Below are 12,825 nucleotides of genomic sequence, written 5' to 3' on the forward strand. Positions count from 1 at the left end.
CATCAGACCGGCACCGCGGTCACCACGATGTTGTCGCGGTACCGGCGGGCCTCGGCGTCGAAGGGCCCGCCGCAGGTGATCAGGGTCAGGCGGGGCCGACCGTCGCGGGCGAAGTAACGCTCCAGCGGGATCTTCGTCTTGTCGTACTCCTCCCGGGCCACCACCCGGTAGGTCCGCTCGATCCCGTCCTCACCGGTGGCCGTCAGGGTGTCGCCCGGTGCCAGGTCGCGCAGTCGGTAGAAGGCCCCCCGGCCCTGCTCGGCGCTGTCGACATGCCCGGCGATCACCACCGAACCGGTCTCGGCCGCCAACCCGGGTCCGTAGCGGTACCAGCCGACCCGGTCGACACTGGGCGGCACGTCGAACTCCCCGGTGCCCTTGTCGACCCCTACGGGGTTGACCCGGGCGGTGACCTCGATCGCCGGGATCCGCAGGCGGACCGGGGGCACCACCGCGGGATCGTCCGGCAGGGCCCCCGGGACCACCGGGGGGCCACCGGTCGACGACCGGGCGGCCGAGGGGGTCGGGTCGGCCAGGGCCGCGGCCTGCTCGGCGCCGACCGGCCCGTCCGGTCGGGACAGCACGGCCAGCACGGCCGCCACGGTCAGCGCGGCGGCGCCGGCGGCCACCGCCGCCAGCGCCCCACGGTTGACCACGGTCACCGGCGACCCGACCGGAGTACGGCCACCCGCGCCCCACCGGCTACCAGCAGCAGGAGCCCGGTGCCCGCCAGGGCGTACCACCACGATCCCAGGCCGGTGTCGGCCTGGCCGCCGGTGCCGCTGGGCACCCCGGAGGGGGCCGAGTGCAGGCCGGTGATGGTCTGCGCCACCACGGTCAGGTTCTCCGCCTCCGCGGAGCCGATGGCGTAGACGACCGTGGCCGTGCCCTCGCGCAGGTTCAGATCGGCCGGCCCGATCACCACCGTGTCGGTGCCGGCGAGCACCACGTCGGCGGAGACACTGCCGGCGTCCACATCGGCCTTGGCCTCGTTCGGATTGGTCAGCCCCTCGAAGACCGGGCTGCCACCGGCCCGTACGTCCACCCCCGGGGCGGCGGCGGTGTGCCGGACGATCAGCCGGGCCTTGCCGGCGTCGACCTTGGCGGTGTCGTTGACGAAGGGGGTGATGGTGGGCTCCCCCTCGGCGTTCAGGTGGGCGGCGATGCTGATGTTCGCCCCGCCGGGCACCTCGGCGTCGTCCGCGGTCAGGATCGCCTGTCCGATGGGCTCACCGGGCTTGGTCAGGGCGATGTCGTACGACCCCTCCGGCAGGTCCAGCGGGCCGGCCACGTCGCCGGGCTTGAAGTTCTCCAGGGTCTTCTCCCCGTTGACGTAGACGTCGACCGGGGTGTCCGGGATCCCGTGCACGACGGAGACCTTCGAGTCGGCGGCGTAGGCCGGGGTCGCCGTCGCGAGGCCGGCGCCGACGAAGGTCAGCGCGGCGACCGCGCCACCCGCGGCGACCCGGCGAAGGTACGCGAACTGCATGTCTGCCTCCTGCTGTTTCGTACTGGTTCGTCAGGCTTGCTGTGCACCCCGAGTTACGCCGGGTCCACGCCATCCGGATGCGGCCGGAGGCGACTTTCTTTTCTTCGCCGAAAGCGCATCCGACCAGCACCGCCCGGACGAAGAGAGGTCGAGGAGCCCCTGGGGCGAACGGATCGCCAGGCCACGTCGGACGGACAGAGAGGACGGCACCGGTGCGCGCTACAGTCGGGTATGCCTCCAACCAGGCGAGCCGTCTCGTGACGGAGATCCGGCAGGAGCCGGAGACCTCCGACGACGAGTTGGCCCGACGCTTCCGGGCCGGTGACGAGCGGGCGCTACGCGAGGCGTACGACCGCTACGGACGGGCCGTGCTCCACCTGGCCACCAGCACCCTGATCAACCGCAGCGACGCGGAGGACGCGACCCAGGCCACCTTCGTCGCCGCCTGGCTGGGCCGGGACACCTTCGATCCGACCAAGGGGTCGCTGGTCGGCTGGCTGCTGGGGATCGGCCGACGCAAGGTGATCGACCGGCTGCGCTCCTTCGCCCGGGAGAACCGGGTGGTCGAGACCGTACGCCAACTGCCCGAACCGGTGCCCCCTGGCGACGACCCGGACACCGTGGTCGACCGGCTGGTGGTGGCCGAGGAGTTGGCGCGGCTGCCGGACGAGCAGCGACGGATGTTGGAATTGGCCTTCTTCGACGATCTGACCCACCAGCAGATCGCGGCGGTCACCGGAGTGCCGCTGGGCACGGTGAAGAGTCACATCCGGCGGGGCATGGCGAGTCTCAAGCGCAGATGGGAGGTGGACGGTGCAGCATCTGGAGCACGACCGGCTGATATTTCTGGCGCTCGGTGAGACCGAGGCGGACAATGCCGACCGCAGCCATCTGGACGCCTGCTCGCACTGCCGCACCGAGTTGGCGGGTCTGCGCGAGGTCGCCGGCCTGGGCAAGGCCACCCAGTCCCTGCGCGACCTGCCCGATCCGCCGGAGCACCTCTGGCAGAACATCACCGCCGAGATCGCGGCGGCCCAACAGCTGCCCACCCTGACCCGGCCACGGCCGGAGGATCACCCGGACCCGGCCGTACCGCCGGTGTCCCGCCGGCCCCGCCGTTGGGTCCGGTACGCGGTCACCGCGGTTGCCGCCGCCGCCCTGGGGGTGGTCGGCACGGCTGCGGTGCTGCGGGAGGGCACTCCGCCGCAGCCGTCCGTGACGGCCAGTGCCCAACTGGCCGCGTACGGCTCGACCCCGCCACAGGCCCGGGGTGACGCCCGGGTGCTCGGCAGCGGAGAACTGCACCTGCACGTGGCGAATCTCCCGCCCGTACCGGGGTATTACGAGGTGTGGCTGATCAACCCGCAGAACATGGAGATGTTCTCGGTCGGGGTGCTGGGCACTGGCTCTGAGGTGCTGCTGCCGCTGCCGCCGAACGTGGACCTGCGGCAATACTCTGTCGTGGACGTCTCCGCCGAGCAGTTCGACAACGACACCGCCCACTCCGGCGACAGCCTGTTGAGGGGCGCTCTGACGGGCTGATCGGCGGGCCGGTTCAGCTCCCCGGCCCGCCGATCAGCTCCCTTGTTCACGCGACAGCCGCCGTCCGGGATTCCGGGCGGCGGCTGTCGCGGTACGGCTCACTTGCGCTTGCGGATCTCCTCGGCGGCCTGCGGGACCACCTTGAACAGGTCACCGACCACACCGAAGTCGGCCAGCTCGAAGATCGGCGCCTCGCCGTCCTTGTTGACCGCGACGATGGTCTTCGAGGTCTGCATACCGGCCCGGTGCTGGATCGCACCGGAGATGCCCAGCGCGATGTACAGCTGCGGGGAGACCGTCTTGCCGGTCTGCCCGATCTGGTACTGGTGGGGGTAGAAGCCGGAGTCCACCGCCGCCCGGGAGGCGCCGACGGCGCCGCCGAGCAGGTCGGCGATCTCCTCGACCAGCTTGAAGTTGTCCGCGTTGCCGACCCCACGGCCACCGGCCACGACCACGCCGGCCTCGGTGAGCTCGGGCCGGGAGCCCTTCTGCTCGGCCACCCGGTCGACCACCTTGGCCAGCTTGTCGGTGTCGCTGACGGCGACGGTGAGCTGCTCGACCGCCGGGGTGGCGGCGGCCGGGGTCGGGGTCACCGAGTTCGGCCGGACGGTGACCAGCGGCAGGCCCCGGGTCACCTTGGCGGTGACGATGGTGGAGCCGGCGAAGGCCACCTGGGTGGCGGTGCCGTCGGCGGCCAGGGCGACCACGTCGGTCAGGATGCCGTTGTCCAGCTTGACCGCCAGTCGGGCGGCGATCTCCTTGCCCTCCTGGGAGGAGGCGAGCAGGACGGCGGCCGGCTGTACCCGCTTGACCAGATCGGCGACCACGGTGGCTTTCGGGGCCACCAGGTAACCGTCGATCTGCTCACCCTCGGCGGCGTAGATCTTCTCCGCGCCGTACTCGCCCAGCTTGGCCGACAGCGCCTCGGCGGCACCGGTGCCACCGAGCACCACGGCCGAGGGGCTGCCCAGCTCACGGGCCAGGGTGAGCATTTCCAGGGTGACCTTCTTGACGCCGAACTCGCCAGTGGCTTCGACGACGACGAGAACCTCAGACATGTCCCACACCCCTCACACGAACTTCTCGGTGGCGAGGAACTCGACCAGCTGCACGCCGCCGGAACCCTCGTCGGTGACCTTCGCGCCACCGGAGCGCGGCGGACGCTTGCTGTGCTCGACGACCACGCTGGTCGCCCCGGCGAGGCCGACCTCGTCCGCGGCCACCCCCAGGTCGGCCAGGGACAGGGTCTGCACCGGCTTCTTCTTGGCGGCCATGATGCCCTTGAAGGACGGGTACCGGGGCTCGTTGATGGTGTCCCAGACCGACACGATGGCCGGGGTCGAGGCGGTGACCACCTCGTAGCCCTCCTCGGTCTGCCGCTCCACCGTCAGGGTGGCGCCCTCGACGGTGAGCTTGCGGGCCCCGGTCAGGGCCGCCACCCCGAGCCGCTCGGCCAGCATGTGCGGCATCACCTGCACCCGGCCGTCGGTCGACTCCGACCCGCAGAGCACCAGGTCGGCGTTGAGCTGACCGAGGGCGGCGGCGAGCACCTTGGAGGTGGCCACGGCGCACGACCCGTGCAGGGCGTCGTCCACCACGTGCACCGCCTTGTCCGGGCCCATCGACAGCGCCTTACGGATCGACTCGGTCGCCCGGTCCGGACCCATGGTCAGGATGGTCACCTCGCCGCCGTGCGCTTCCTTGATCTTCAACGCCTCTTCGATGGCGTATTCGTCCATCTCGTTGATGACGTTGTTCGCCGAACCGCGGTCGACTGTGTTGTCGTCAGGACGCAGGTTGCGGTCCGCGCCCGAATCAGGCACCTGCTTGACGAGTACGACGATATTCATCGCGCTTCGACGACCCTCCTGCTGTGGTGGTGTGATCACTTGCCCTGTGCTGGGCGCAGCCTTGCTCCTTAGCCACCGTTAGGTCAACTTCAGGCTGCGGTGCAGTTGCCCACGCGGCAATGTTACCTGCCAGTAGCTTACCTTCCGGACGCGCCCCGAGTGACTCAGCTCACCGGCATTCTCCCCGCTCGGGGCCACCTGCGGCCAACCGGCACGCGCCGACGGCCGGAGGGTGCCGGCGCGGTCAGGCCAGCGCCTCGGCGATCCGCTCGATGACCTGCGCCTCCGCCGCACTGATCCCGTTGTGGGCCCGCGCCGTCCGATCGGCGGCGGCCAGCACCACCGAGCGGTAGACCGCGACATCCTCCGGCGACTTCTCCGCCAGGATCCGGACCGCCTCCCGCAGGGCGGGCAGCACGACCCCCTCGATTTCCGCCGCCGAGCGGCGGGGCAGCTTAGGCAGGGGCCCGCTGCTCAGGGCCGTCTCGACCACCCCGCTGGCGTTGACGATGGCCGCGGAGGCGGCGAAGCTCTCCCGGAACAGCGCCAGCACCCCCGGGTCGGCGTCGGACACCAGGAACACCGCCCCGAAGGCCCCCGTCTTGAGGGTCGACATCTCCTCGTCCGTCAGTCGACGCTCCATGATCACGGAGTGTAGACGTAGGGGGTGGTGCTGGTGACCGGGACGAGACCGAGACTCTCCAGCAGCGCACGACTCTCCTCGGCGGCATCGACCTGCAACAGGGTCCGGTCCCGTTGGCCGGCCAGCCGGGCCCGGTAGGTGACCAGCGCCCGGTAGATGCCCTGCCGACGCCACTGCGGCCGGGTGGACCCACCCCACAGGGTGGCGAAGGTCGTGCCTGCGGGATAGCGGACCCAGCCCGCGCTGACCAGGGTGTCACCGGCCTCGGCCACCACGACGGTGATCGCCTGCGGATCGGCGGCGATCTCGCGTTCCAGCCCGTCGGCTAGGCCGGCCAGGTCACGGCCCCACAGCTCGGTCTCCAGGGCCGCGATCCGGTCCAGGTCCGCCCCGGTGGTGACCTCCCGCAGGCGTACCCCCTCGGGCACCACCGGCAGCGCGGAGGCCAGCGGCGCGACCGGGCCGACCAGGACGCTCTCCTGGGCCTGCGGCAGGAAACCGGCCGCTTGCAGCCGCTGCGGCAGGTCCGCCGGCTCGTCGTGGCCGTGCAGCTTCCACTCCACCGGCTCGCCCCGCTCCCGGGACGCCGCCGCCTGACGGGCGATCAGGGCGTCGAGTTCGGCGTCGACCAGCCCACCGAGGTCCCGGTAGGTCACCAGACCACCAGAGTCGAGACCCCAGATCCGGAACAACGGACCGTCCGGCTCGATGCTCGCGCCCTCCGGGACCGGGTCGGGCAGGCCCGGCCGCAGCTGGGCGTCGTACGCCGCGCGCAAAGTCGTCACGTCAAGATCCGTCATGTTTCCAGGTTATGCCCAGTTAACGCCGGATAATCACCACCGTGTGGCAGAGGATCAGGAACTGGTTCGACCCGCAGGAGATGCGTTCGGTCGGCACCACCCCCGACTACCGCTTCTCCCTGGCCAACGAGCGGACCTTCCTGGCCTGGCTGCGTACCGGGTTGGCGCTGATCGCCGGTGGCCTGGCCGCCGCCCAGTTCCTGCCCACCCTGTCCCCCCGGCACCTGCGTGAGGCGATCTCCGTGGCGCTGCTGCTGCTCGGCGGCGCGGTGGCGATCCGCGCCATCGACCACTGGGCGCGGGTGGAACGGGCCATCCGGCTGGACGAGGAGCTGCCGGCCTCCCGCTTCCCGGCGGTGCTGGCCGTCGTGGTGGGCCTCGGCGCGCTGCTGCTGGTGGTCGCGGTCGTGGCCGGGGCGATCGACGGATGACGGCCGCCCGCGACCCGGGGCTTCAACCCGAGCGGACCCGGCTGGCCTGGCGGCGTGCCGCGCTGGCGGTGACCGTGGTGGCGATCCTGACCGTCCGACTGGCGCTGCTCGCCGACCGGTTCGGGGCGGTGCTGGCCGTCCTGGCCATCCTCTGCTGGGGCGTCGCGATCAAGCTGTGCTGGCGCCGGGCCGTGGGCACCGGGGTGCCCCGCACCGGCGGTCGTACCTACGGTGCCGTCGGGCTGTGCATCACCGGGTTCGCCCTGATCGGGGTCGTGCTGGTCGCGTACGGGGTGTGAGCATCGACCGAGAGTAGGACATGATGGGTGCATGGCCCGGCTCTATATCCTCCTCTTCCTGGTACAGGTCGTCCTCGCCGTCTGCGCCCTGATCAGTTGCCTCTCGGCCGAGGAGGACGACGTTCGTCATCTGCCCCGGATCGCCTGGGTGCTGATGATCCTGTTCTTCCCCCTGATCGGCTCGATCGCCTGGTTCCTGGCCGGCCGCAAGCGCAAGGCCGCCGGTGGGGGCATGTTCTCCGGCGGAGTCCAGTCCCCGGTACGCCGTCCGGCCCGGCCGCTCGCGCCGGACGACGACCCCGAGTTCCTGCGCTCGATCGAGGAGCGCTCGCGCCAGGAGGACCAGGAACTCTTCCGCCGCTGGGAGGACGACCTGCGCAAGCGCGAGGACGACCTGCGCCGCCGCGAGGGGGACCCGCCCCGCGAGGAGCCCCGCCCCGAGGTGTGACCCCCGGGGCAGGTCGCCCCGGGATCAGGCCAGGTTGGACGAGCGGGGGTAGGCGTCGGCCGGGTCGGTGATGACATTGACCAGGTAGGGCACCCCGGATTCGAAGGCCCGGTGCAGGGCCGGGCCCAGATCGGCGGCCTTGGCGACCGTCTCCCCCGCACCGCCCAGGGCGGTGACCACCTGGTCGTAGCGCAGTTCCGGCTGGAGGTCGGCGGCCACGTCGTAGCCGTACATGGCCCGCATGGGGTGCTTCTCCAGCCCCCAGATGCCGTTGTTGCCGACCACGATGACCACCGGCAGCTTCTGCCGGACCAGGGACTCCACATCCATCAGCGAGAAGCCGGCCGCCCCGTCGCCCATCAGCACACAGATCTGCCGGTCGGGATGGGTCACCCGGGCCCCCATCGCGTAGCCCATGCCGGTGCCCAGGCAGCCGTACGGGCCCGGGTCCAGCCAGGTGCCCGGCTGGGCCGGCTCCAGGTACCGGCCGGCGTACGAGACGAAGTCCCCGCCGTCACCGATGGTGATCGCGTCCGCGGCCAGCACCCGACGCAACTCGCCGTAGACCCGGGCGGGACGGATCGGGTCCGTCTCGGCGGCCATCTCCTCGGCGTCGCGGGCCTTGGCGGCGTCCTCGGCGGTACGCAACTGCGCCACCCAGTCGGTGTGGTCGACCCGGTCGCCGGGGTACTCGGCCAGGGTGGTGAGGATGGCGCGCAGGTCACCGGCGGGGGCCACGGCGGGCTGCACATGGGTGGCCCGCTGGCTGGGGGCGTCGACGATGTGCACCACGGTGGCGTCGCCGAAGTCGCCGAAGGAGAGCCGGAAGTCCAACGGGGTGCCCACCACCACGACCACGTCGGCGCCCTTGAGCGCCACCCGCCGGGCCTTGGCGAAGGCCAGCGGGTGCTGCGGGGGCAGGGCCCCCCGGCCCATGCCGTTGGTGAAGACCGGCACTTCCAGGGCCTCGGCGGCGGCGCGCAGGGCCGCCACGGCGTCCCCGGCGTAGACGTCCGACCCGGCGATGATGACCGGCCGCTGCGCGGAGGCGATCAGGCCGGCGGCCTTGGCGACCTCCTCGGGGTCGGCCTCGATTCCGGCGATGGCCGGTCCGGCCGGCAGGTCGGCGTCGCCGGTGGAGAAGACCGCCTCCAGGGGGAAGTCCAGGAAGACCGGGCCCCGGTGCGGGGTGAGGGCGGTGGTCAGCGCCGCGGCGACCGCCCGGGGGATGTCGTCGGCGCTGAACACCGTCTCGGCGTGCTTGGTGACCGGGGCGACCAGCGGCAGGTGGTCCATCTCCTGGAGGCTGCCGGAACCCCACCGGAACTGCGGGGCCCGCCCGCCCAGCACCAGCACCGGGGAGGCGTTGAAGTAGGCGCTGGTCAGGCCGGAGATGCCGTTGGTCACCCCGGGACCGGCGGTGAGCACGGCCAGGCCGGGGCGGCGCTGCAACTTGGCCACCGCCTCGGCGGCGAAGACGGCGGACTGCTCGTGCCGCACGTCGTACAGCGGGAATCCGGCCTTGTGGGCGGCGTCGTAGAGCGGGAACACGTGACCGCCGGAGAGGGTGAACATCTCCCGCACCCCGTACGCCCGCAGCGCCGCCAGGGCCAGGTCTCCGCCGTGGCCTTCGATCCGCTCCGTCATCGCCGCTCCTTCGCCTAGCCTGACCGGAGTCACACGCTACTGGCCGGTAGGGGGAATGTGAACCACCCTCATCGACCGGTGAAGTCCGGCTTGCGCTTCTCGACGAAGGCCCGCATGCCCTCCCGCCGGTCCTCCGTGGCGAACAGCGCCGCGAAGAGCTGACTCTCCCAGGCCAGGCCCGAGTTCAGGTCCATGTCCAGGCCGCCGTCGACCGCCAGCTTGGCCGCCCGCAGCGCCTGCACCGGCCCGCTGAGGTACGGCTTCACCAGCGCCACGGCCGCCGCGTAGACCTCGGCCGCCGGGACCACCCGGTCGGCCAGGCCGATGCGCAGCGCCTCCTGGGCGTCGACCATCCGACCCGACATGATCAGGTCCTTGGCGCGGGCCGGGCCGACCAGCCGGGCCAGTCGCTGGGTGCCCCCGGCACCGGGGATGATGCCCAGCTTGATCTCGGGCTGGCCCAGCTTGGCGTCCTCGGCCACCACCCGCCAGTCACAGGCCAGCGCCAGCTCACAACCCCCACCCAGGGCGTACCCGGTGATCGCGGCGACCACCGGCTTGGGGATCCGGGCGATCGCGCCGAGGGCGCTGGACAGGTCGGCGGCCCGGTCCGCCATGTCCACATAGGACATGTCGGCCATCTCCTTGATGTCCGCCCCGGCCGCGAAGACCTTCTCCCCGCCGTACACGATGACCGCGCGGACTCCGGGGTCGGCGGTGGCCGCCGTCGCCGCGGCCCGCAACTCCTCCTGGACCTGGGTGTTCAGGGCGTTCATCGGCGGCCGTTCCAGCCGAATGGTGCCGATGCCGTCCCCGGTCTCCAGCCGCACGAACTCGCCCACGCTGAGCCTCACTTCCTCGTCGAAGTCGCGTGCCAACCTTACGACCAGCCGCCACCGGCACGTAGTCTGGCTGCCAGTCCCGCGCCCCGGAGTTCCCATGGTCACGTACTACGACGACAAGTCCGTACAGGTCACCTCCACCGCCGTCACCGTCAACGGCGACGCCTACCCGCTGGCCGAGATCAGCGAGGTCTGGCACCACCAGGGCAGCCGGTCCTGGCGGGTGCTGATCGGCCGGGGTGCCCTCGGCGCGGCGATGATCGGCCCACTGGTGGCCGCCGTGCTCGGCATCGCGCTGGCCGTCTGGCTGGACGGGTCGGCCACCGTCACGGTCGCCATCATCGGGGTCTCCATCCTGATCGGACTGGCCGCCGGGCCGATCGCCGACCAGCTCTTCGAGTACTTCGACCGCTCGTACGCCCGAGGCAGCCGCCCCCGTGAGGTCTGGATCCGCTGGCGGGGCCACCCGGTACGGCTGCTGCGCACCCCGGACGCGCTGCGCTTCGGACAGATCTACCGCGCCGTCCAACGCGCCATGGAAGCCCAGATGCAAGGAAGGGCCCCCCGTTAACGCCTCCGGTAGAGCAGGGGTCCCCGCTTAACCACACCAGGGTGACCGCGCCATCGCCATCAGTTGCCGGAAGATGGTTAGGCTTAGTGATGGCGCTCTATTACCGGGACGATGCGGTGCAGGTCTCCTCAGAGTCGATCCGGGTCGCCGGACACGTCATCCCGATCTCCGAGGTCACCTATGTCTGGCATCAGAAGGGGCAGACCACCCTGGCGGTCCGGGGCCGGGTGCTCGGGCGGGGCGTACTGGTGCTGCTGCTGTCCCTGCCCCCGCTCATCGGGGTGGTCTGCGTACTGTCGCTGCTCTTCTCGGCCCAGGACCGGGGCTGGGTGCCGGCCCTGGTGGCACTGGTGGCCTGCCTGGTCATCGCCCTGGCCCTGGTGCCCTTCCTGGAGATCCCGCTGGGCTGGCTGGACCGCTCCTACGAACGCGGCAACCGGGTGCACGAGCTGTGGGTGCAGTACCGGGGGCAGGAGGCCATGGTGCTGCGCACCCCGGACGCCCTGCGCTTCGGGCAGATCTACCGGGCGGTGCAGCGGGCCGTGGAGCAGAGTGACCGCTGGTGACCACCCGCGCGGCGACGGTGGCCCGCCCGGCGCACACTGGAGTTCATGGTGATCCCCCTGCCCCGGCCGACCGCCGTCGTCGGCCTGACCCGTACCGCCCTCGACTCGGCCGCCTCCTTCGCCGCGATCCCGGGCCGCGCCTTCGCGGTCCTCGACGGGGTGGAGGCGCTGCTGACCCGGATCAACGGGGTGGTCGACCGGATCGAGGAGACCCTGGACCGCACCGACCAGGTGCTGGCCGACGCCGAGGTCGCCGTCCGGGAGGTAGCCGTGATCAGCGCCGCCGCGACCGCCGCGGTGGACAACGCCGGTACGGTCGCCGCTGCCGCCGCCGAGGTGGTGACGCGGGCGCAGACGGTGTCCGGCCGGGCAGCCGAGGCGGTAGGGGTGGCGGCCGAGGCCGCGGCGACGGCGGCCGAACTGCTGACCGCGTACGAGCCGGCGCTGCGCCGGGCCGCGCCGATGGCCACCCACTTCATCGAGCAGCTCAGCCACGAGGAGGTGGCCGCGGCGGTACGCCTAATCGACGAGTTGCCGAAGCTGCGGCAGCATCTCACCGCCGACGTCATGCCGATCCTGGCCACCCTGGACCGGGTCGGCCCGGACCTGCACGACCTGCTGGACGTCACCCGGGACCTCAAGCTAGCCGTGGCCGGCATCCCCGGCCTGGCGATGCTGCGTCGGCGCGGCGAGAAACTCAACGACGACGCCAGCTGACCGGGCCGGGTCCGCGGGGCCGGTTCAGGGGGTCGGGTACAACTCGTCGATCTCGGCCCGGTGGGGCAGGGACACGCTGGCGCCGAGGCGCCGGACGCAGGCCGCCCCGGCCGCCACCGCCCAGCGCACCGCGTCGACCAGGTCCCGGCCCTCGCCCCAGGCGACCGCCAGGGCACCGGTGAAGGCGTCCCCGGCGGCCGTGGAGTCGACGGCCGCCACCGGCACGGCGGGCAGGTGCACGGCGGTGCCCTCCCGATCGCCGTACCAGGCACCCGCCGCGCCGAGGGTCAGCACCGCTCGCGGCACCAGATCCAGCAGGGCGTGCGGGTCCTCCCGGCCCCGGCCGGTGTAGGCCTGGGCCTCGTTCTCGTTGACCACCAGCAGGTCCACGGCGGCCAGCAGTTCCGGCGGCATCGGGAGGGCGGGTGCCGCGTTGAGCACCACCCGTCTGCCCGCCTCCCGGGCGGCCACGGCAGCCTGGGTCACCGTCTCTACCGGGATCTCCAACTGGGCGACGAGCACGTCGGCCTCGCGTACCAGGTCGAGTTCGGCCTCGGTCAGGTCGGTGAGCGAGGCGTTGGCCCCCGGGGTCACCAGGATCGCGTTCTCGCCCGCGGCGTTCACCATCACCAGGGCCACCCCGGAGGGACCGTAGGTGACCCGTAGCGGGCCGGTGTCGACACCGGCGGCGGTGATCCGGGCCTTCAGGGTGACGCCGAACGAGTCCGAGCCGATCGCACCGAGGAAGGCGCAGTCGGCGCCCGCCCGGGTCGCGGCGATGGCCTGGTTGGCCCCCTTGCCGCCGGGCACCATGACGAAGTCCGTGCCGAGCCGGGTCTCACCCGGCCGGGGCAGGGCCTCCGCGGTGGCGACCAGATCCATGTTCGCGCTGCCCACCACGACGACGCGAGGCTGACGCACGGGAGCCTCCCTGCGGGGTTTGCGACTTGTTAGAAAGGGACCCTTCCTATACCTCAGGC

The 12,825-nt window shown here is 72.0% G+C and carries 17 protein-coding genes; 8 read left to right on the plus strand and 9 right to left on the minus strand.

Annotated features, from left to right (window positions below; translation table 11 throughout):
- Positions 1 to 2: 2 nt before the first annotated feature.
- Together ACGFIK_RS02240 and ACGFIK_RS02245 are read right to left on the minus strand one after the other, a co-directional pair.
- A complete protein-coding gene (locus ACGFIK_RS02240) occupies positions 3 to 662 on the minus strand; it encodes a class F sortase (RefSeq protein WP_327022356.1) in 660 nt (219 codons plus the stop codon).
- Positions 659 to 1,489, minus strand: a complete 831-nt coding sequence (locus ACGFIK_RS02245; RefSeq protein ID WP_327022357.1) for a DUF4397 domain-containing protein — start codon at positions 1,487 to 1,489, stop codon at positions 659 to 661. Before ACGFIK_RS02245 ends, ACGFIK_RS02240 begins: the two co-directional genes overlap by 4 nt.
- A 257-nt stretch (positions 1,490 to 1,746) precedes the next feature.
- Between ACGFIK_RS02245 and ACGFIK_RS02250 the strand changes: the two genes are divergently transcribed.
- Positions 1,747 to 2,349, plus strand: a complete 603-nt coding sequence (locus ACGFIK_RS02250; RefSeq protein ID WP_327022358.1) for a sigma-70 family RNA polymerase sigma factor — start codon at positions 1,747 to 1,749, stop codon at positions 2,347 to 2,349.
- On the plus strand, positions 2,303 to 3,031 hold the full coding sequence (locus ACGFIK_RS02255; RefSeq protein ID WP_327022359.1) for an anti-sigma factor: 729 nt from the start codon (positions 2,303 to 2,305) through the stop codon (positions 3,029 to 3,031). Before ACGFIK_RS02250 ends, ACGFIK_RS02255 begins: the two co-directional genes overlap by 47 nt.
- Positions 3,032 to 3,129: 98 nt before the next feature.
- Here the strand turns inward: ACGFIK_RS02255 and ACGFIK_RS02260 are convergent, their stop codons facing one another.
- The 4 genes from ACGFIK_RS02260 to ACGFIK_RS02275 all read right to left on the minus strand — a co-directional run bounded on the left by ACGFIK_RS02260 (position 3,130) and on the right by ACGFIK_RS02275 (position 6,324).
- Positions 3,130 to 4,089: an electron transfer flavoprotein subunit alpha/FixB family protein gene (locus ACGFIK_RS02260; RefSeq protein WP_327022360.1), complete on the minus strand. Its 960-nt coding sequence runs from the start codon at positions 4,087 to 4,089 to the stop codon at positions 3,130 to 3,132.
- Between the two features lie 12 nt (positions 4,090 to 4,101).
- Positions 4,102 to 4,881 (minus strand): electron transfer flavoprotein subunit beta/FixA family protein, encoded by a 780-nt coding sequence (locus tag ACGFIK_RS02265; RefSeq protein ID WP_327022361.1) that lies wholly within the window; start codon positions 4,879 to 4,881, stop codon positions 4,102 to 4,104.
- A gap of 244 nt (positions 4,882 to 5,125) precedes the next feature.
- Positions 5,126 to 5,524 (minus strand): hypothetical protein, encoded by a 399-nt coding sequence (locus ACGFIK_RS02270; RefSeq protein WP_327022362.1) that lies wholly within the window; start codon positions 5,522 to 5,524, stop codon positions 5,126 to 5,128.
- Between the two features lie 2 nt (positions 5,525 to 5,526).
- Entirely contained in the window at positions 5,527 to 6,324 is a 798-nt protein-coding gene (locus ACGFIK_RS02275) for a GNAT family N-acetyltransferase (protein WP_327022363.1), read from the minus strand.
- A 41-nt stretch (positions 6,325 to 6,365) separates the two neighbouring features.
- Between ACGFIK_RS02275 and ACGFIK_RS02280 the strand changes: the two genes are divergently transcribed.
- From ACGFIK_RS02280 to ACGFIK_RS02290, 3 genes are read left to right on the plus strand one after another with little or no spacing between them, the layout of a single operon-like run.
- On the plus strand, positions 6,366 to 6,755 hold the full coding sequence (locus ACGFIK_RS02280) for a DUF202 domain-containing protein (protein WP_327022364.1): 390 nt from the start codon (positions 6,366 to 6,368) through the stop codon (positions 6,753 to 6,755).
- The gene (locus ACGFIK_RS02285) at positions 6,752 to 7,054 is read left to right on the plus strand and encodes a DUF202 domain-containing protein (RefSeq protein ID WP_327022365.1); all 303 of its coding nucleotides are present in this window, start codon (positions 6,752 to 6,754) and stop codon (positions 7,052 to 7,054) included. Before ACGFIK_RS02280 ends, ACGFIK_RS02285 begins: the two co-directional genes overlap by 4 nt.
- A 31-nt stretch (positions 7,055 to 7,085) precedes the next feature.
- Positions 7,086 to 7,502: a PLD nuclease N-terminal domain-containing protein gene (locus ACGFIK_RS02290; RefSeq protein ID WP_327022366.1), complete on the plus strand. Its 417-nt coding sequence runs from the start codon at positions 7,086 to 7,088 to the stop codon at positions 7,500 to 7,502.
- Positions 7,503 to 7,526: 24 nt separating this feature from the next.
- On the opposite strand, the gene ACGFIK_RS02295 is transcribed toward ACGFIK_RS02290, so the two are convergent.
- Both ACGFIK_RS02295 and ACGFIK_RS02300 read right to left on the minus strand, forming a co-directional pair.
- On the minus strand, positions 7,527 to 9,149 hold the full coding sequence (locus ACGFIK_RS02295) for an acetolactate synthase (protein WP_357528953.1): 1,623 nt from the start codon (positions 9,147 to 9,149) through the stop codon (positions 7,527 to 7,529).
- Between the two features lie 68 nt (positions 9,150 to 9,217).
- Positions 9,218 to 9,991, minus strand: coding sequence for an enoyl-CoA hydratase-related protein (locus ACGFIK_RS02300; RefSeq protein WP_327022368.1), 774 nt, complete (start codon positions 9,989 to 9,991; stop codon positions 9,218 to 9,220).
- Between the two features lie 97 nt (positions 9,992 to 10,088).
- On the opposite strand from ACGFIK_RS02300, the gene ACGFIK_RS02305 reads away from it, so the two are divergent.
- The 3 genes from ACGFIK_RS02305 (at position 10,089) to ACGFIK_RS02315 (ending at position 11,845) form a co-directional block, all read left to right on the plus strand.
- Positions 10,089 to 10,562 (plus strand): DUF6232 family protein, encoded by a 474-nt coding sequence (locus tag ACGFIK_RS02305; protein WP_327022369.1) that lies wholly within the window; start codon positions 10,089 to 10,091, stop codon positions 10,560 to 10,562.
- A gap of 89 nt (positions 10,563 to 10,651) precedes the next feature.
- On the plus strand, positions 10,652 to 11,128 hold the full coding sequence (locus tag ACGFIK_RS02310) for a DUF6232 family protein (RefSeq protein WP_327022370.1): 477 nt from the start codon (positions 10,652 to 10,654) through the stop codon (positions 11,126 to 11,128).
- Positions 11,129 to 11,173: 45 nt separating this feature from the next.
- Positions 11,174 to 11,845 carry a hypothetical protein gene (locus ACGFIK_RS02315; RefSeq protein ID WP_327022371.1) on the plus strand — a complete coding sequence of 224 codons (672 nt, stop codon included), beginning with the start codon at positions 11,174 to 11,176 and terminating at the stop codon, positions 11,843 to 11,845.
- A 24-nt stretch (positions 11,846 to 11,869) separates the two neighbouring features.
- Here ACGFIK_RS02315 and ACGFIK_RS02320 read toward each other — a convergent pair whose 3' ends face one another.
- On the minus strand, positions 11,870 to 12,766 hold the full coding sequence (locus ACGFIK_RS02320) for a ribokinase (RefSeq protein WP_327022372.1): 897 nt from the start codon (positions 12,764 to 12,766) through the stop codon (positions 11,870 to 11,872).
- Positions 12,767 to 12,825 lie beyond the last annotated feature (59 nt).

Origin of the sequence: Micromonospora sp. NPDC048871, assembly GCF_043198155.1 — a bacterium.
Classification (GTDB): Bacteria; Actinomycetota; Actinomycetes; order Mycobacteriales; family Micromonosporaceae; genus Micromonospora.